At 39.6% G+C, this 16,383-nt stretch carries 17 protein-coding genes and 1 riboswitch; of the genes, 11 read left to right on the top strand and 6 right to left on the bottom strand.

The window, feature by feature from the left end; all coding sequences use genetic code 11:
• Positions 1-50: 50 nt before the first annotated feature.
• The 8 genes from copZ (at position 51) to V471_RS00550 (ending at position 6,626) form a co-directional block, all read left to right on the top strand.
• Complete coding sequence (copZ, locus tag V471_RS00585) at positions 51-254, top strand: copper chaperone CopZ (RefSeq protein ID WP_004183213.1); 204 nt, start codon at positions 51-53, stop codon at positions 252-254.
• 138 nt (positions 255-392) lie between these two features.
• Positions 393-1,439 (top strand): D-alanine--D-alanine ligase, encoded by a 1,047-nt coding sequence (locus V471_RS00580; RefSeq protein WP_004183211.1) that lies wholly within the window; start codon positions 393-395, stop codon positions 1,437-1,439.
• 437 nt (positions 1,440-1,876) lie between these two features.
• Complete coding sequence (locus tag V471_RS00575) at positions 1,877-2,557, top strand: amino acid ABC transporter permease (RefSeq protein ID WP_002884251.1); 681 nt, start codon at positions 1,877-1,879, stop codon at positions 2,555-2,557.
• Complete coding sequence (locus V471_RS00570) at positions 2,517-3,194, top strand: amino acid ABC transporter permease (RefSeq protein ID WP_004183209.1); 678 nt, start codon at positions 2,517-2,519, stop codon at positions 3,192-3,194. The genes V471_RS00575 and V471_RS00570 overlap by 41 nt, the downstream gene beginning before the upstream one ends.
• A 1-nt stretch (position 3,195) precedes the next feature.
• Positions 3,196-3,954 carry an amino acid ABC transporter ATP-binding protein gene (locus V471_RS00565; RefSeq protein WP_004183207.1) on the top strand — a complete coding sequence of 253 codons (759 nt, stop codon included), beginning with the start codon at positions 3,196-3,198 and terminating at the stop codon, positions 3,952-3,954.
• Between the two features lie 41 nt (positions 3,955-3,995).
• Positions 3,996-4,850, top strand: coding sequence for a cysteine ABC transporter substrate-binding protein (locus tag V471_RS00560; protein ID WP_002884332.1), 855 nt, complete (start codon positions 3,996-3,998; stop codon positions 4,848-4,850).
• A 136-nt stretch (positions 4,851-4,986) separates the two neighbouring features.
• Complete coding sequence (locus tag V471_RS00555) at positions 4,987-5,664, top strand: helix-turn-helix domain-containing protein (protein ID WP_045771627.1); 678 nt, start codon at positions 4,987-4,989, stop codon at positions 5,662-5,664.
• The gene (locus tag V471_RS00550; RefSeq protein ID WP_045771628.1) at positions 5,661-6,626 is read left to right on the top strand and encodes an IS3 family transposase; all 966 of its coding nucleotides are present in this window, start codon (positions 5,661-5,663) and stop codon (positions 6,624-6,626) included. Before V471_RS00555 ends, V471_RS00550 begins: the two co-directional genes overlap by 4 nt.
• 122 nt (positions 6,627-6,748) lie before the next feature.
• Here V471_RS00550 and V471_RS00545 read toward each other — a convergent pair whose 3' ends face one another.
• From V471_RS00545 to V471_RS00535, 3 genes are read right to left on the bottom strand one after another with little or no spacing between them, the layout of a single operon-like run.
• The gene (locus V471_RS00545; RefSeq protein WP_004183205.1) at positions 6,749-7,450 is read right to left on the bottom strand and encodes a hypothetical protein; all 702 of its coding nucleotides are present in this window, start codon (positions 7,448-7,450) and stop codon (positions 6,749-6,751) included.
• Positions 7,422-8,147, bottom strand: coding sequence for a hypothetical protein (locus tag V471_RS00540; protein ID WP_004183204.1), 726 nt, complete (start codon positions 8,145-8,147; stop codon positions 7,422-7,424). Before V471_RS00540 ends, V471_RS00545 begins: the two co-directional genes overlap by 29 nt.
• Entirely contained in the window at positions 8,116-8,811 is a 696-nt protein-coding gene (locus V471_RS00535) for a hypothetical protein (RefSeq protein ID WP_004183203.1), read from the bottom strand. The genes V471_RS00540 and V471_RS00535 overlap by 32 nt, the downstream gene beginning before the upstream one ends.
• Before the next feature lie 142 nt (positions 8,812-8,953).
• Between V471_RS00535 and V471_RS00530 the strand changes: the two genes are divergently transcribed.
• From V471_RS00530 to V471_RS00520, 3 genes are all read left to right on the top strand, one after another.
• A complete protein-coding gene (locus V471_RS00530) occupies positions 8,954-10,327 on the top strand; it encodes a UDP-N-acetylmuramoyl-tripeptide--D-alanyl-D-alanine ligase (RefSeq protein ID WP_004183201.1) in 1,374 nt (457 codons plus the stop codon).
• An 88-nt stretch (positions 10,328-10,415) separates the two neighbouring features.
• A complete protein-coding gene (locus V471_RS00525) occupies positions 10,416-11,081 on the top strand; it encodes a YwaF family protein (RefSeq protein WP_004183200.1) in 666 nt (221 codons plus the stop codon).
• A gap of 347 nt (positions 11,082-11,428) precedes the next feature.
• Positions 11,429-12,973 (top strand): peptide chain release factor 3, encoded by a 1,545-nt coding sequence (locus V471_RS00520; RefSeq protein WP_002884210.1) that lies wholly within the window; start codon positions 11,429-11,431, stop codon positions 12,971-12,973.
• A 301-nt stretch (positions 12,974-13,274) separates the two neighbouring features.
• Here the strand turns inward: V471_RS00520 and V471_RS00515 are convergent, their stop codons facing one another.
• The 3 genes from V471_RS00515 to thiT all read right to left on the bottom strand — a co-directional run bounded on the left by V471_RS00515 (position 13,275) and on the right by thiT (position 16,173).
• The gene (locus V471_RS00515) at positions 13,275-14,453 is read right to left on the bottom strand and encodes a ryptide export MFS transporter (RefSeq protein WP_004183197.1); all 1,179 of its coding nucleotides are present in this window, start codon (positions 14,451-14,453) and stop codon (positions 13,275-13,277) included.
• Positions 14,454-14,565: 112 nt separating this feature from the next.
• The gene (locus tag V471_RS00510; RefSeq protein WP_004183195.1) at positions 14,566-15,429 is read right to left on the bottom strand and encodes a helix-turn-helix domain-containing protein; all 864 of its coding nucleotides are present in this window, start codon (positions 15,427-15,429) and stop codon (positions 14,566-14,568) included.
• A gap of 168 nt (positions 15,430-15,597) precedes the next feature.
• Positions 15,598-16,173: an energy-coupled thiamine transporter ThiT gene (thiT, locus tag V471_RS00505; RefSeq protein ID WP_004183193.1), complete on the bottom strand. Its 576-nt coding sequence runs from the start codon at positions 16,171-16,173 to the stop codon at positions 15,598-15,600.
• A gap of 81 nt (positions 16,174-16,254) precedes the next feature.
• A riboswitch (TPP riboswitch) is annotated at positions 16,255-16,374 on the bottom strand.
• Between the last annotated feature and the right edge of the window lie 9 nt (positions 16,375-16,383).

Here is a 16,383-nt window from a genome sequence, read left to right as displayed (position 1 = left end):
AATTAAGACGTGTATCAAAAAAACAATTTAAAGAAAAGGAAGAAAGAAAAATGACAAAAACATATAACATTACAGGAATGAAATGCCAAGGTTGTGTCAACACCGTTACCGAAAAACTCTCTGCTGTTAAAGGCGTTGAGAATGTTAAAGTTGACCTCGAAAACAAACAAGTCACTATTGAAGGGAAACCATGGAAGTGGTCTCTCAAACGTGCCCTCAAAGGTACTAAGTTCGAACTTGGTGATGAAATTTAAGACAGGAATGAAACAGCTCTTAGGCTGTTTTTCTCTACCCATAATCTTTTTGAAAATCCCTTCCTTTTGTGATATGATTAAGGTAATTATGTTCTCAAAATTGAGACTAGAAAATCAAGAAAAGAAAACGGTATACCTATGTCTAAACAAACTCTTATCCTTCTCTACGGTGGACGTTCAGCAGAACGTGAAGTGTCTGTGCTCTCAGCTGAGAGTGTTATGCGTGCGGTGGATTACAGCGCATTTGAGGTTAAAACCTACTTTATCACTCAGTCTGGTGATTTTATCAAAACACAAGAATTTACAGAAACACCAGGTGATGACGAGAAGCTTATGACTAATGACACAGTTGTGGCTAGTCAGGCTATCAAACCAAGCGATATTTATGAAGAAGGCGCTGTAGTATTCCCGGTTCTTCATGGTCCAATGGGTGAGGATGGTTCTATCCAAGGTTTCCTCGAAACCCTCAAATTGCCATATGTGGGTACTAATGTTCTTTCTTCAAGTGTGGCTATGGACAAGATTATGACCAAACACATTCTTGAAGTTGCTGGTGTACCTCAGGTTGCCTACACAGTCTTCATCGAGGGTGAAGATTTGGAAGCAGCAGTAGCAGAGACGCTTGAAAAATTGACCTTCCCAGTGTTTGTCAAACCTGCTAACATGGGGTCATCTGTTGGGATTTCTAAAGCTGAAAATGAATCAGAGCTTCGTGCAGCGATTGATCTGGCTCTCAAATATGATAGCCGTATCTTAATCGAGCAAGGTGTGGTTGCCCGTGAAATCGAAGTTGGTATCCTTGGTAATACAAATATCAAAACGACAGATCCAGGTGAAGTAGTCAAAGACGTGGCTTTCTATGATTACCAAGCCAAGTACATTGACAATAAAATCACCATGGACATCCCAGCTCACGTGCCTGCAGAAGTCATGACGCAAATGCGTGCCTATGCGGCCAAGGCCTTCCGTGCCCTTGGTGGTTGCGGTCTTGCTCGCTGTGATTTCTTCCTGACAGAGGATGGAGCCATCTACCTTAACGAGCTTAACACTATGCCAGGTTTCACCCAATGGTCAATGTATCCACTTCTTTGGGAAAATATGGGACTTTCTTACTCAGACCTTATCAAGGAATTGGTAGCCTTGGGACAAGAAATGTTCGACAAACGTGAAAGCCATTTGATTTAAGAAATAGTATCTAAAACACAGACATCTTAGTCTCGGAGAAATCTCTGAGACTGAGGTGTTTTTTTCTTTACAGAAATCCAGATTTTATTTATATCTTTTCTTTATCACCTCGATAAAAAATACATATTATCCAAATAATCTAACAGGTGGTAGAATAAATCTAACGTTTCAAATGAAATAAAGCAATTCGTTCGTGTTTGATGAAGATTTGCGTACCGCAATGATTATCAGGGGCGAGTGAAGGTCAAAGGGCTAGAAGTAGATGGCAGTGAATGCTCACGGAATTTTACACGCCCTTTGTATCTTATGGAATTGAACACAGGCTAAATTCCTAGAGCAAAAGATAAACTTCCTAGTGTGCCAGCACACGTCGTCAGTTTCCTATTTGCCTTACGGAATTTTCTACGCCCTTTGTATCTTAAATGAGGAGGTAAGTTTTGGACTGGTCCATTGTTCAACAGTATTTGCCCTTTTATCAGAAGGCATTCTTTTTAACCTTACATATTGCCGTTCTGGGGATTCTTGGTTCCTTCCTTTTGGGCTTGGTGGTGAGTGTTATTCGTCATTATCGAGTACCGATTTTGAGTCAGCTTTCGACGGCTTATATTGAGTTATCTCGTAATACGCCGCTCTTGATTCAGCTTTTCTTTCTCTACTTTGGCTTGCCTCGTATAGGTTTGGTTCTATCCTCAGAGGCTTGTGCTGTGGTAGGTTTGATTTTCTTGGGTGGTTCCTATATGGCGGAGTCCTTCCGAAGTGGCCTAGAGGCTGTTAGTCAGACCCAGCATGAAGTGGGTTTGTCTATTGGTTTGACGCCATTCCAAGTCTTTCGCTATGTGGTCCTTCCTCAGGCAGTGGCTGTGGCGCTTCCGTCATTTAGTGCTAACGTCATTTTCCTTATCAAGGAAACGTCAGTATTCTCAGCGGTAGCCTTGGCGGATCTGATGTATGTGGCCAAGGATTTGATTGGTCTTTACTACGAAACCGATGTGGCTCTAGGCATGTTGGTGGTGGCTTATCTCTTGATGTTGCTGCCGATTTCTCTAGTCTTTAGTTGGATTGAAAGGAGGTTACGCTATGCAGGATTCGGGCTTTCAGGTTCTTCTTCAGGGGAATAATTTCCTACGTATCTTACAAGGTTTAGGCGTAACTATTGGAATTTCCATCGTCTCGGTTCTTCTGTCCCTCTTACTAGGAACACTTTTTGGGATTGTCATGACTTCGAAGTCTAGGATTGTTCGTTTCTTGTCACGTATTTATCTGGAATTTATTCGTATCATGCCCCAGTTGGTCTTGCTCTTTATTGTTTATTTTGGTCTGGCTAGGAACTTTAACATCAATATCTCAGGTGAGTTATCGGCTATTATCGTCTTTACCCTTTGGGGAACAGCTGAGATGGGTGATTTGGTGCGTGGGTCAATCACGTCGCTACCTAGACACCAGTTTGAGAGTGGAAGAGCCCTTGGATTGACCAATGGGCAACTCTATACCTATGTGATTATCCCACAAGTCTTGCGTCGCTTGTTGCCTCAGGCTATTAACCTTGTGACACGGATGATTAAAACGACGTCCTTGGTGGTTTTGATTGGCGTGGTTGAGGTGACCAAGGTTGGTCAGCAGATTATCGATAGTAACCGCCTGACTATTCCAACAGCTTCTTTCTGGATTTATGGCACGATTTTGATTCTTTATTTTGCCATTTGTTACCCAGTATCTAAGCTGTCTACTTATCTTGAAAATCGTTGGAGGAATTAAGATGGCAGAAAGCATTTTACAAATCAAGGATTTGAAAAAGTCCTTTGGGGACAATGAGATTCTCAAAGGCATCTCCTTGGATGTTAAACAAGGTGAAGTCGTTGTTATCCTGGGTTCCTCAGGTTGTGGAAAATCGACCTTGCTACGTTGCATCAATGGCTTGGAGACCATTCAAGGAGGCGATATTCTCCTGGATGGCAAGTCTATCACTGGCAGTAAGAAGGATTTCCACTTGATTCGTCAGAAAATCGGAATGGTCTTTCAAAGTTATGACCTCTTTCCACATTTGGACATCCTGCAAAATCTGATTTTGGGGCCGGTCAAAGCTCAAGGTCGTAACAAGGAAGAAGTCATTGCGGAGGCTGAGAAACTTTTGGACCGTGTGGGACTTCTGGACAAGAAGCATAGCTTCGCACGACAACTGTCAGGTGGTCAAAAGCAGCGTGTGGCCATTGTCCGCTCTCTGCTCATGCATCCTGAAGTTATCCTCTTTGACGAGGTGACGGCTTCGCTTGACCCTGAGATGGTTCGTGAGGTTCTGGAATTGATCAATGACCTCGCTCAAGAAGGGCGTACCATGTTGATTGTGACCCATGAGCTTCAGTTTGCGCGTGCCATCGCTGACCGTATTATCTTTATGGATAAGGGAGTCATCGCTGAGGAAGGTACTGCTGAAGAATTCTTCAATCATCCAAAGACACAACGGGCTCAAGAGTTCCTCAATGTCTTTGATTTCAGTCAGTTTGGTGCCTATTTGTAACCCATTGTTTTTAGTAAAATATAATATTTTAGGAGATATTTATGAAATTAACAAAGAAAATTTTTGCCCTATTAGCCCTCGTCTTTGCCTTGGTGGCAGTGACTGCTTGCTCAAGTAACAGTAGCTCTGGTAAATCAACAGCCAAAGCACGTACCATTGAAGAAATTAAGAAGAGTGGTGAACTCCGTATCGCCGTCTTTGCGGACAAGAAACCTTTCGGTTATGTAGATAACAAGGGTGCTTACCAAGGTTACGATATTGAACTTGGGAACCGTTTGGCCAAAGACTTGGGTGTTAAACCTAAATACGTTTCAGTAGATGCGGCCAACCGTGCAGAATTCTTGATTTCAAACAAGGTAGATATTACCCTTGCTAACTTTACAGTAACTGATGAACGTAAGAAACAAGTGGACTTCGCCCTTCCTTACATGAAAGTCTCAATCGGTGTGGTGTCACCTAAAGACAAGGTCATTAAGGATGTTAAAGAGCTTGAAGGTAAGACTTTGATTGTTACTAAGGGAACAACTGCTGAAACTTACTTTGAAAAGAACTACCCAAATATCAAATTGCAAAAGTATGACCAATATAGCGATGCTTACCAAGCCCTCCTTGATGGTCGTGGTGATGCCTTCTCAACTGATAATACAGAAGTTCTTGCTTGGGCTCTAGAAAATAAAGGTTATGAAGTAGGAATCACATCACTTGGTAACCCAGATACCATTGCCCCAGCCGTTCAAAAAGGTAACAAAGAACTCCTTGACTTTATCAATAAAGACATTAAGAAACTTGGTAAAGAGAATTTCTTCCACAAAGATTATGAAAAAACACTTCGTCCAACTTACGGTGATGCAGCTAAAGCTGATGACCTCGTGGTTGAAGGTGGCGAAGTGAAATAAGACTGACAGCCTTCGTAAGAGGTAAGTCTTGCTTAATTAGAATAAAACAACCACCCCGTGGCTATCTAGCTCAGCTGATATGATACCTCTTAAGTAGACAAGGTAAATACCTAAAATCTACTTAAGAGGTATTTTTATGTCTAGAAGAGAAAGATTCACCCCATACGAGAAAGAACAAGCTTGTCTCGATTATATTAATGGAAATCGTTCCAGATCTGAAATATGTAACTGTCTCCATATTTCCACAAGGACGATTCAAGATTGGGCCGCCATCTATAAAAAATATGGGATTTTAGGATTCACAAAGAAAACAAAAAACAGTTCCTATTCAAAAGAATTTAAAATGGAACTTGTAGAAAAATGTATTAGTGGTGAGGCTTCATCTATTGATTTAGGTCATCAGTATGATATTTCTTCAGGACTTTTAAGAAAGTGGATTAGGATGTATAATGCCAATATAGAACTTAAGGATTACAATCCAAAACAGGGGGTCTATATGGCAAAAGCAAGACGTAAAACTACTATTGATGAGCGTAAAGAGATTGTCAATTATTGTATTGAACACAATCGCAATTATAAGGAAACGGCGTCACTTTATGATGTTTCTTATAGCCAAGTGTATTCGTGGGTGAAAAAGTATGATAGTGATGGTGAAGAAGGTTTAGTTGACAAAAGGGGTCATCACAAACTAGATGATGAGGTTGATGAATTAGAACGTTTACGAAGAGAAAATGTGCGCTTAAAACGTCAGTTAGAAGAAAAGGATATGGCTGTTGAACTCTTAAAAAAAGTGAAAGAATTCGGAAGGATGTGAGGCTAGGGAAACAGCGCCACGAATCAAAATACTTAGCGATTGAAGACTTCAACACAAATAAAGGGTGGAGCATTAGCTGGATGTGTCATCAGCTCGGCATTACGAGGTCTGCATTTTATAAATGGAAACATAGAATAGTTCCAGAACAAGAACAATTAAACAGCGAAATTGCGGAATTAATTAAAGAATATGACGAACGTTTTTCACACATCTTGGGATACCGAAGAATGACCGATTGGATCAATCATTTCAATCATACGAATTACTCAAGAAAGAGAATTCACCGAATTATGAAAATACTCGATATTCACGCTTTTATCCGTAAGAAAAGGAAAAAATACAAGACTGCCAAGTCTGAAGAAACTGCAGAAAATAAGTTATCAAGAAACTTCTATACGACTGCTCCGAACAAAAAATGGGTAACAGATGTTACAGAGTTTAAGATTCCTAACTCTCATAAGAAACTTTATCTGAGTGCCATACTTGATTTATATGACCGCTATCCTATTGCTTTTGTCATAAGTGGTCGAAATGACAATCGGCTAGTCTTCAAAACATTTGACAAAGCTATTGAAAAAAATCCCACAGCTAAGCCTATATTTCACAGCGATAGAGGGTTTCAATATACCAATAAAAACTTTCAAAAAAAGCTGAAAGATACTGATATGATTCAATCCATGTCAAGAGTAGGCCATTGTATTGATAACGGACCAATAGAAGGTTTTTGGGGAATTATAAAATCGGAAATGTATCAGATGTATGAGATTTCAGATGAGGCCTCCCTCCGATATGCCATCAAAGACTATATCCGATTTTACTGTCAAGAGCGTCCACAAAGCAGATATGACTGTAGAACGCCTTTGGAAGTCAGAAACGCTGCCTTAACATCAGAACATCCTTTGTCATACCCAATCGCTAAGAATAACAAAATTGAAAAGTACAAGTCAAAGTGGTCTGCATAAAAAAACAGCCGTACATTTATTTTGTACGACTGACCTTCAAAAACAGACACTTTTTTAGATATTTAACCTGTCTACTTGACAGGGGGCATATCAAGCTAGAAGCAGGGGTGGTTTTTCTTGTTTTAGGGTGATTTTTTTCTTACCTTTTTGTTTTTTCTATCTCCCCACTCGATGAAAATAATTGACAAGAAAAGGGCTCCCATCATTCCCCAAAAAAGAAATGGTTCAATATAATCAAAAAAAGTTTTGCGTTCACCATAGACCGAGGTAGAGCCATCTTTCCAAGTAATGGTTTTGTCCCTATCATCAATCCTTTTGTAGGACTCCCCATTATAAGTCAAATAATGATCCTTCCGCACATACATATTCAAATAGTTATGGCCGTTCTTTGTGGGAAGGTCTGAGAACAGACTTTCCTTGGCGTAAACTTCAATGTAGATGGTTCCATCTTTAAGACCTTTAATTTTCTGAGTTCGAGCATTTTTGATAAGGAGTTTTCCATCTTGTACAATCTCCCAATCGTACTTACGACTTCTTCCTCCTTCGTTATAGGAAATAGCAAGCTTGTGATTTTCAGACTGCCATAGCCCGTAGATACTATTTTCACTGATACCATCATAAAAGAAAACAATATAGATATTGAGTATAGGTACCATGAATAGAAAACAAATCCTCAAAATCTTGACTAAACGGTCTTTGAATTCACCCCAACGTGCTCGCCATCCAGTTTTGTACTTTTGTGTTCTTCGATATTCATTTTGTGAATAATCTTTTCTATCAATTTCCTGTTGATTACTATATTTTTTCTTTATTTGATGCCTCATTTAGCCTATTTTTCCTTTTTAGATTTCTTTTTATTCTCCAATCGACAAAAATGGCATACAAAATCATAGAACCAATAATTCCAAATACGATATAAGGTTTCAGACGATCAAACAAGGTTATTCGTTGACCATAAAGGGATTTTGAACCATCTTTCCAGGTAATGCTCTTGTTTTCATCATCAATCCGTTTGTAGGATTCGCCATCATAGGTCAAGTAATCGTCTTTACGGACATACATATTCAAATAGTTGTAGCCGTTCTTTGTGGGAAGGTCTGAAAACAGACTTTCCTTAGCATAAACTTCAATGTAGAGGGTCCCATCCTCTAAGCGTTTAATATCATCGATACGTGCATTTTTGATGAGGACATTTCCATCTTGAACAATATCCCAATCACGCTTACTTCCCTTTGAACCATCTTCATATGATATGGCAAGCTTATGATTTTCAGATTGCCACAGACCGTAGATACCATCTTTATAAACCCCATCGTCAAAGAAAATCATATGGACGATGAAAATCGGTATCATGAGTAGGAAACATATCATAAACACATTGACTAGACGGTCTGTAAATTTATCCCAGAGTGCTCGCCATCCCGTTTTACGTTTTTGTTCTTTTCGATATGCTTTTTGTGAATGATATTTTCGGTTGAGTTTCTTTCGGTCAGCGTATTTTCTTTTTGATTGGTGTCTCACTTAGTTTTTCTCTCCTCTTTTGCCAAGCTCTAAAAATAACAAGAAATGCGCCCAATCCTAGGATTCCACGGTAGATAGTTTGAACAATTGTAGAGAGGTTCTTTTTCCGTTCACCATAAGGGCTAGTGGAACCATCTTTCCAAGTGATGGACTTGTTTCCGGAATCTATTCGCTTGTAGGACTCGCCGTCATAAGTTAGGAGATTCCCCTTTCGCACATACATATCCAAATAATTATAACCACCTTTTTGAGGGAGTTTTGAGAGGATATTTTCTGGAGCATAGACCTCAATATGGAGTGTTCCATCGTTCATCTTTTTGATGGCACGAGTATCTGCTGCATAGATTATCGCTTTTCCATCCTGGATGATTCGCCAATTCGTATCACCATGTCTACGGATGTGTTCATAGGAAATGGCTAGCGTGTGGTTTTCGGATTGCCAAAGTCCGTAGATATTGCTTTCATTGACCGTATAGTGCTTGTAATAATAAAAGCCACCATACAGCAGTGCCATTAGCACTAAGATAATCAATTCAGCTGTTGGCTCTAGTGGGATAACCTTTTTCCAATTAAAGCGCCATCCTTTAGGTTCTTCGATACTTTGACAGTCGCTATTTATATTTTCCTCTCCTTTAGAGAGGTTGATTAATTTTTTCTTTGTCATGCCTAATCCTTTCATCAACCATTGTAACAAATTCGTCTCCCAAGCAAAAGCTAGCCTGATTTGTGATATAATTGGGAGTGATTGTAGACAAGGAAATCTTATTTCTTGCCAGACTTGTAAAAATAAAACAGAGGATTTTAAGATGAAACTGACACTCCATGAAATTGCCAAGGTTGTTGGCGCTAAAAATGATGTCACAGCCTATGAAGATGTTGCCATTAACCAGATTGAGTTTGATAGCCGTAAGATTACAGCGGGCGACCTCTTTTTGCCACTAAAAGGTGCGCGTGATGGGCATGATTTTATCCAAACAGCCTTTGACAATGGTGCCCTAGCGACATTCACAGAAAAAGAATTACCAGCTGATCAAGTCCACATCCTAGTTGATGACGCTCTTGAAGCTTTCCAAAAGCTAGCTGCTTACTATCTTGAAAAGACTGAGGTTGATGTCATTGCTGTGACTGGTTCTAATGGTAAGACAACAACCAAGGACATGATTCATGATATCTTGGCAACGACCTATCGTACTTACAAAACCCAAGGCAATTACAACAACGAGATTGGTCTTCCTTATACAGCCCTCCACATGCCTGATGATACAGAGAAAATCGTCCTTGAGATGGGACAAGACCACATGGGAGACATTCATCTCTTGTCAACCTTGGCTAAGCCAAAAACAGCCGTTGTTACCTTAATCGGAGAGGCTCATTTGGAATTCTTCGGTAGCCGTGACAAGATTGCCCAAGGTAAAATGCAAATGCAAGACGGTATGCCTGATGGTAGCCTCTTGCTTGTACCTAGTGATCCTATCGTCAATCCATTCTTGCCAAGCAATCTTGAAGTGGTACGCTTTGGAGATGGTGCAGAGCTTACAGTCTCTGACTTGACAGAATTCAAGGACCATCTCACCTTTTCAACAAACTTCCTAGACGGACAAGTTACCTTGCCAGTCACAGGAAAATACAATGCTACAAATGCCATGGTTGCTGCCTATGTGGCTAAACACTTGGGTGTAACTGAGGAAAATATCCTCTCAGCTCTTGCTAACTTACAGCTTACAAAGAACCGTACTGAATGGAAAAAAGCAGCCAATGGTGCTGATATTCTTTCCGACGTCTACAATGCCAATCCAACAGCCATGAAGCTCATTTTGGAGACCTTCTCAGCCATTCCTAAGAATGAAGGAGGCAAGAAAATCGCTGTCCTAGCTGATATGAAAGAACTCGGTGAACAGTCTGTGCAACTTCACACACAGATGATTCTAAGCCTGACACCAGATGCTATTGATATGGTAATTTTCTATGGTGAAGACATTGCAGAATTGTCACAACTTGCTAGCCAAATGTTCCCACTTGGTCATGTCTATTATTTCAAGAAAACAGCTGACGAAGACCAATTTGATGCTATGGTTAAGCAAATCAAAGAAAGCCTAGGCGAGCACGATCAAATCTTGCTCAAGGGCTCTAACTCTATGAACCTAGCCAAGGTCGTGGAAGAACTCCAAGCTAAGAATTAAGTTCTCTAACCTGCTCTCTAAGCAGGTTTTTGCTTTACCCTGAAATTTGATATAATAGCAGGCATAGTAATTTCAGCAGGAGAAGAGAATGAAGGATTTTTTGACAACCACCCAAACTCATCCACCCCAGATACCTTTGCCCTATTATTTGCTTATGCTTTTGGCGATGGTAGTCTTGAGTTACTTGAGTTGGCGATGGTATAAGAATAATATATGGCGTTGGACCTTTCTTACTATCCAAGCCATTCAACTCTTTGCCCTCTATACCTGGTATCTCTGGCAGGGCTTTCCTCTTTATATTAGTCTTCCCCTTTACCATTGCCGCATGGCCATGTTTGCTGTTCTCCTCTTGAAAAATAGTAGAATAAAGAGCTATTTTGCTATTATGGGAGTTGTCGGGACCTACTGTGCATTGATTTATCCAGTATTTGATCCCTATGAGTTTCCTCATATCACAGGCTTTTCTTTCCTAATTGGCCACTATGCCCTACTGGTCAATAGCCTGAATGTAATTTTTAATAGTTTTAAAACGCATCCCATCAGCCAGCGGCTGATTGTGGTGGCTACCCTGCTACTGAATCTAGCTTTGGTAATAGTTAATCAGACTATCGGTGGAAACTATGGCATGCTTAAACACACGCCATTTATTATGGGAACTCCCTTATTTGTCAAATACCTTGCTGTTTCAGGGTCCCTGATTATTCTCATGATAATCATGAAAAAAGGTCTGGAGCATTTTGAAGACAAATATTAAATAAATGAAGAAACACGCTATCAGAAAGTTGATAGCGTGTTTTTTCATTTTATTTGTTTTATTCTAACACAAAACGCTTTCAGAATTGCTTTCACACTGTAATTTGGATATAATAAAGGAGCTGTGCCTGCGAGATTATCGCAAGCCTCGACAACAAATGTAGCTCTTAAGAGACAAAGATTTTCTGAAAGAAGCGCTACAACTATCTTACTTTTCGATCTGGTAAAAACCTATGGTTGTCGTAGTTCTGGAACATGGAAATATTGAGATTCCTAAGGAAGCTACTGACGTCCGATACCGCTAAGGAAAAGTATCAAAAAGATTATTTTTAAAGAAGAAAGAAAACTATGAGTATCCAAGACGAAATCAAAAAACGCCGTACTTTTGCCATCATCTCTCACCCCGATGCTGGTAAAACAACAATCACTGAACAATTGCTTTACTTTGGGGGTGAAATCCGTGAAGCTGGTACCGTAAAAGGTAAGAAAACCGGAAACTTCGCTAAATCAGACTGGATGGATATCGAGAAACAACGTGGTATCTCAGTAACTTCATCTGTGATGCAGTTTGACTATGCCGGTAAACGTGTCAATATCCTTGATACCCCAGGGCACGAGGACTTCTCAGAGGATACCTACCGTACCCTTATGGCGGTTGACGCTGCCGTCATGGTTGTTGACTCAGCCAAAGGTATCGAGGCCCAAACTAAAAAACTTTTCGAAGTTGTCAAACACCGTGGGATTCCTGTCTTCACCTTCATGAACAAATTGGACCGTGATGGACGTGAGCCACTTGACCTCTTGGAAGAGTTGGAAGAAGTGCTTGGTATTGCTAGCTACCCAATGAACTGGCCTATCGGTATGGGGAAAGCCTTCGAAGGACTTTATGACCTCTATAACGAACGCTTGGAGCTTTACAAGGGTGACGAGCGCTTTGCCAAGATTGAAGATGGTGATACCCTTTTTGCCAACAACCCATTCTATGAGCAAGCTAAAGAAGATATCGAACTCTTGACAGAAGCGGGTAATGAATTCTCTGAAGAAGCTATTTTAGCTGGTGAATTGACGCCGGTCTTCTTCGGTTCTGCCCTTACAAACTTTGGAGTTCAAACCTTCCTCGATACCTTCCTTAAATTTGCGCCAGAACCACATGGCCACAAGACAGTTGATGGTGATGAGATTGATCCTCTTAACAAGGATTTCTCTGGTTTTGTTTTCAAAATCCAAGCCAACATGGACCCACGTCACCGTGACCGTATTGCCTTTGTTCGTATCGTGTCTGGTGAATTCGAGCGTGGTATGAGTGTTAACTTAACCCGTACTGGTAAAGGAGCTAAGCTCTCTAACGTCACTCAGTTTATGGCCGAGTCTCGTGAAAATGTCGAAAATGCCGTGGCAGGAGACATTATCGGGGTTTACGATACAGGAACTTACCAGGTTGGTGATACCCTTACTGTAGGTAAAAACAAATTTGAATTTGAGCCACTACCAACCTTTACGCCAGAGTTGTTCATGAAAGTTTCTGCTAAAAACGTTATGAAACAGAAGTCCTTCCACAAAGGAATTGAACAATTGGTGCAAGAAGGAGCCATCCAGCTCTACACCAACTACCAAACAGGTGAATACATGCTTGGTGCCGTTGGTCAACTTCAGTTTGAAGTTTTCAAACATCGTATGGAAAATGAATACAATGCCGAAGTCGTTATGACACCAATGGGTAAAAAGACTGTGCGTTGGATCCAACCTGAGGACCTTGATGAACGCATGTCATCAAGCCGAAATATCTTGGCTAAAGACCGCTTTGACCAACCAGTCTTCCTCTTTGAAAATGACTTTGCCCTTCGTTGGTTTGCGGATAAATATCCAGATGTAACATTGGAAGAGAAGATGTAATGTACTAAGATTGCTTGGCTATATCATAGCCTAAGCAATCTACGCCACGTCCTATAGGACCGTGACTAAGTCCTTTACTAACTCGAAAACGGAAAATTATCGTTTCCGTTTTCTCATGTCGTAATACTATGTATAGTTTATGTAAATCGTTCATCTTTTGAAGCTAGCCACTATCTTGTGGCTAGCTAGCCGTCTCACTAACTACGTCACGTCTCTAAAACAACACAAAAAAATATAGGACTATCTAATCAGATAGCCCTATATTTTTTATAAACCTAATAGTTATCAAGTATACCATTAATTACTTTAGATAATTACGATTATGATAAATTAAGCTAGCTTCTAAAAGTATGCAAATTGTTGATAGCCAGAAACTTGTTGTAATTCCAAATTTTTCAGTAATAGAACTCATCAGAAAGACGAAAACTGAAAAAGCAAGGGTTGAAATGACTTCAAATACAGAATAAACATGTACTAACTGATTTTCATTGACAGTTTCTTGAAGAAAGACACTTTCAGGGACTTCTTTTAACTGAGAAAAGAAGCCGATTAAACTTGAGAAAATTAAAAATGTTTGTGTGTTTGAGAAAAAGAGGATACTGGCTGTGATGGTCGCCATTGCTAAGAGTGAAAAGAGAATACTTTTCCACTTATGGGCTAAAAACTTTTCGGATAGTTTGTAGACAATTATTCCACCTAAAATGATACCAAGGGAATAGGCTGTATTTGAGTAGCCCCAGTAACTTTCAGTTTGTTTTAACGCCTCGGTTACAAAAACAAGGATTACAGACGATACCCAGATTGTATTTGAGAAGTCCTCTAATAAATTTGCTTGAACAAATAACTTTAATTTAGGATTTTTTGCAACTAACTTCCATCCTTTTACTAGAGTATCAAGATTTGTCTCCGCTTCTAACTGCTCTATTTTGGCCTGAGGAAGAAAGAGCATTACAAAAGTGGAAAGGAGATAAAGGAGTAAGATTATCAACAGTGTGGGAAAAAGACCAAGCGAAGTATATAAGAGACCGCCCAGTCCCCAACCAATCAATTGTACTCCCTCACCACTCATTGATAAGGCAGCATTTGCCTTTCCCAAATTTGTGGCATATCTAGGAATCATGGCATAAGATACGGGTGACGCAAAGCCATCTAAGATAGAAATAGCGACAACAAAGATATACAATCCTAAGGCTGGAACAAATTGAGCCTTAATGAGCATTACAAGGAGTATTGCTAATAAAAAAGTCTTTCCACATTGAGTGAAAGAAAGCACTCTATTTAGGGATAGTTTTTTAGTCACCAATGGCACTAGAAGGCTTGCCACGAAAGCTGACAATCCGATTAGAATCGGAACCATTGAGGTTGCAATAACGGATTTTGTAATGACGTAGATATTTGCAATGAGGGATACCCTGAGAAAAATGTCAGCTAAGTTAGCAAATAACTGAGAGATAAGTAATTTCAGAAAGGATTTAGACATATCGTTTCTCCATATTGGTTACCAAATCTGGAAATGAAATTGGATTCACACATATTTTTAAATAATTTTACAAGAATAATAAGCTTATTTAATAAATTCCCATATATGCTTGCTAACTATTTTTATCTATCAATTTTTTCAAATGCGCTTCATAAGTCTTTGCAATATTCTTGCTCCCTGCCAATTTCATGGCATCAATACATTTCTTCATTTCGATAATAGACTGATTGCTTCCTTCTTTTTTATATTGATAATAATTTTGTGCATATTGAAAAACCAATCGTTCATAGATTTCAGTCTCGATAAAAAAGCATTGGTTTAATTGTTTTTCGAAATACAGTGCATCAATGAGCTCTCCTCTTTCTATACATGTAATATAAACATTTAATAACATGGTTGATATCATGCGTCGATTATTAGGAATCTCTTTGTAAAAATCAGACCTTCTAACCATCTCCTTTGCCAAAACCATAAGAGTCTCATGGTTCAACACATCTAAGGTATTTGCAAAAAGCAATAATTCATAATAACCCCAGTACTCAACACTAAATAGATAATCGGTTAAATCGGTTAGATCCTGCTTTGTATAATAGCTTTCTCCCGATAAATCCTGCAAGCGAATTTTTAATAAAATAGTATTAATGTGATGAAACTTTTCTCGTTTAGGTTCTGATTTTAGTTGGGAATTAAGTAGTTTCTTTAATCCATTAATATCATGAGTCGATACAAAAAGCTGAATCTTTGCTAATAGTTCATTCAGTTCATCACGATGAAAATCATGGACAGCATACATGAATTCGTCAATAGGCATGTTAATCTCGTCCAATATCAACATAAACTTTGTAATGGTTAAGTCTGTCTGACCTTTTTCAAAACGAGACAGTTGAGATGTCGAGATACCAGCTTTTGCGACATCTTTTAATCGTATCCCTCTTGATTCGCGAAATTTTTTAAAAATTTCTCCAAATTTTTGCATGGGAAACCTCCAGTTTGCATATATGGGAACATATATTTTTTTGTATCTTAACATAAAAAACAGTAAAACAAAAGTGAGGTTATTACTGTGAATAGGCAATAATTGCTATTTTTTATATAAACAAGAAAAACCATAGGACTGTCACTTAAGACTGTCCTATGGTTTCTTTTATTTTTCTGTATTTAGTAACCTGCCTAGGAATCGTTGTAGGGCGAAGAAAACGATGAGGCTGGCCAATGTTTCTCCAAGGAAGGATGAGCTATTGACAATAAATGAATAGAGATAAGGGCTTTGTCCTTTAGGGGCATAGCTTCCCCAAAAGATGACACCGGCTATAAAGTGAATGAGGTAACGAGCGAAGCTACCAAGAAGAATCCCCTCAGTAATCACCATCAGAGACTTGACTTTATTGCCTTGTTTAATGGCTTTATCAAGGGCTGGTTTGACCACACCACTGATACCAATCAGACTAAAGGCGACAAAGTACTCCAGAAACCCTTGTGTCAAGGTCAGCCAACCACCGGCTGCCTGTCCTGTCACCACTTGAAGTAGCCCCCAGATAAGACCGCCCATAGCACCAGCTTTAACCCCCCAGCGAAAACTGAGGAGAAAGATAGGTACCATCTTAAAGGAAAGGGAAATCCAAGGGCCTAGTGACATGGGCTGGGTAACTAGGTCCAGGATATAAGCAATGGTTGCAAAAAGGGCAACCTCAATCATTGGTCGAATATTTGTTTTCGACATAAAAAAACCTCCTATACCAATCGTCTTGATTGGCTGTTTTTTGCCACATCAAAACGACGTCATAGAAGTTCCTCTATTTCAATCTATTTTGAGACACATCCCTACGCAGGTCCTAACCTGATCAGGTGGTAAGAGTTTAGGCATGTCTTGAAGAAATAATCAAGCTAGCCATTCTCAGCAATTGCTCCTCTTGTGACTCCTTAATTGTAC

This window comes from Streptococcus salivarius (assembly GCF_002094975.1).
Taxonomy (GTDB): domain Bacteria; phylum Bacillota; class Bacilli; order Lactobacillales; family Streptococcaceae; genus Streptococcus; species Streptococcus salivarius_D.
This window is presented reverse-complemented; position numbering and strand designations above follow the sequence as displayed.

Excerpts from the sequence above, each read along its gene's own strand:
- V471_RS00560 (WP_002884332.1), top strand. The coding sequence starts at position 3,996 with ATGAAATTAACAAAGAAAATTTTTGCCCTATTAGCCCTCGTCTTTGCC.
- V471_RS00565 (WP_004183207.1), top strand. The coding sequence starts at position 3,196 with ATGGCAGAAAGCATTTTACAAATCAAGGATTTGAAAAAGTCCTTTGGG.
- V471_RS00570 (WP_004183209.1), top strand. The coding sequence starts at position 2,517 with ATGCAGGATTCGGGCTTTCAGGTTCTTCTTCAGGGGAATAATTTCCTA.
- V471_RS00545 (WP_004183205.1), bottom strand. The coding sequence starts at position 7,450 with ATGAGGCATCAAATAAAGAAAAAATATAGTAATCAACAGGAAATTGAT.
- V471_RS00555 (WP_045771627.1), top strand. The coding sequence starts at position 4,987 with ATGTCTAGAAGAGAAAGATTCACCCCATACGAGAAAGAACAAGCTTGT.
- thiT (WP_004183193.1), bottom strand. The coding sequence starts at position 16,173 with ATGTCGAAAACAAATATTCGACCAATGATTGAGGTTGCCCTTTTTGCA.
- V471_RS00530 (WP_004183201.1), top strand. The coding sequence starts at position 8,954 with ATGAAACTGACACTCCATGAAATTGCCAAGGTTGTTGGCGCTAAAAAT.
- V471_RS00515 (WP_004183197.1), bottom strand. The coding sequence starts at position 14,453 with ATGTCTAAATCCTTTCTGAAATTACTTATCTCTCAGTTATTTGCTAAC.
- V471_RS00510 (WP_004183195.1), bottom strand. The coding sequence starts at position 15,429 with ATGCAAAAATTTGGAGAAATTTTTAAAAAATTTCGCGAATCAAGAGGG.
- V471_RS00520 (WP_002884210.1), top strand. The coding sequence starts at position 11,429 with ATGAGTATCCAAGACGAAATCAAAAAACGCCGTACTTTTGCCATCATC.
- V471_RS00580 (WP_004183211.1), top strand. The coding sequence starts at position 393 with ATGTCTAAACAAACTCTTATCCTTCTCTACGGTGGACGTTCAGCAGAA.
- V471_RS00525 (WP_004183200.1), top strand. The coding sequence starts at position 10,416 with ATGAAGGATTTTTTGACAACCACCCAAACTCATCCACCCCAGATACCT.
- V471_RS00535 (WP_004183203.1), bottom strand. The coding sequence starts at position 8,811 with ATGACAAAGAAAAAATTAATCAACCTCTCTAAAGGAGAGGAAAATATA.
- copZ (WP_004183213.1), top strand. The coding sequence starts at position 51 with ATGACAAAAACATATAACATTACAGGAATGAAATGCCAAGGTTGTGTC.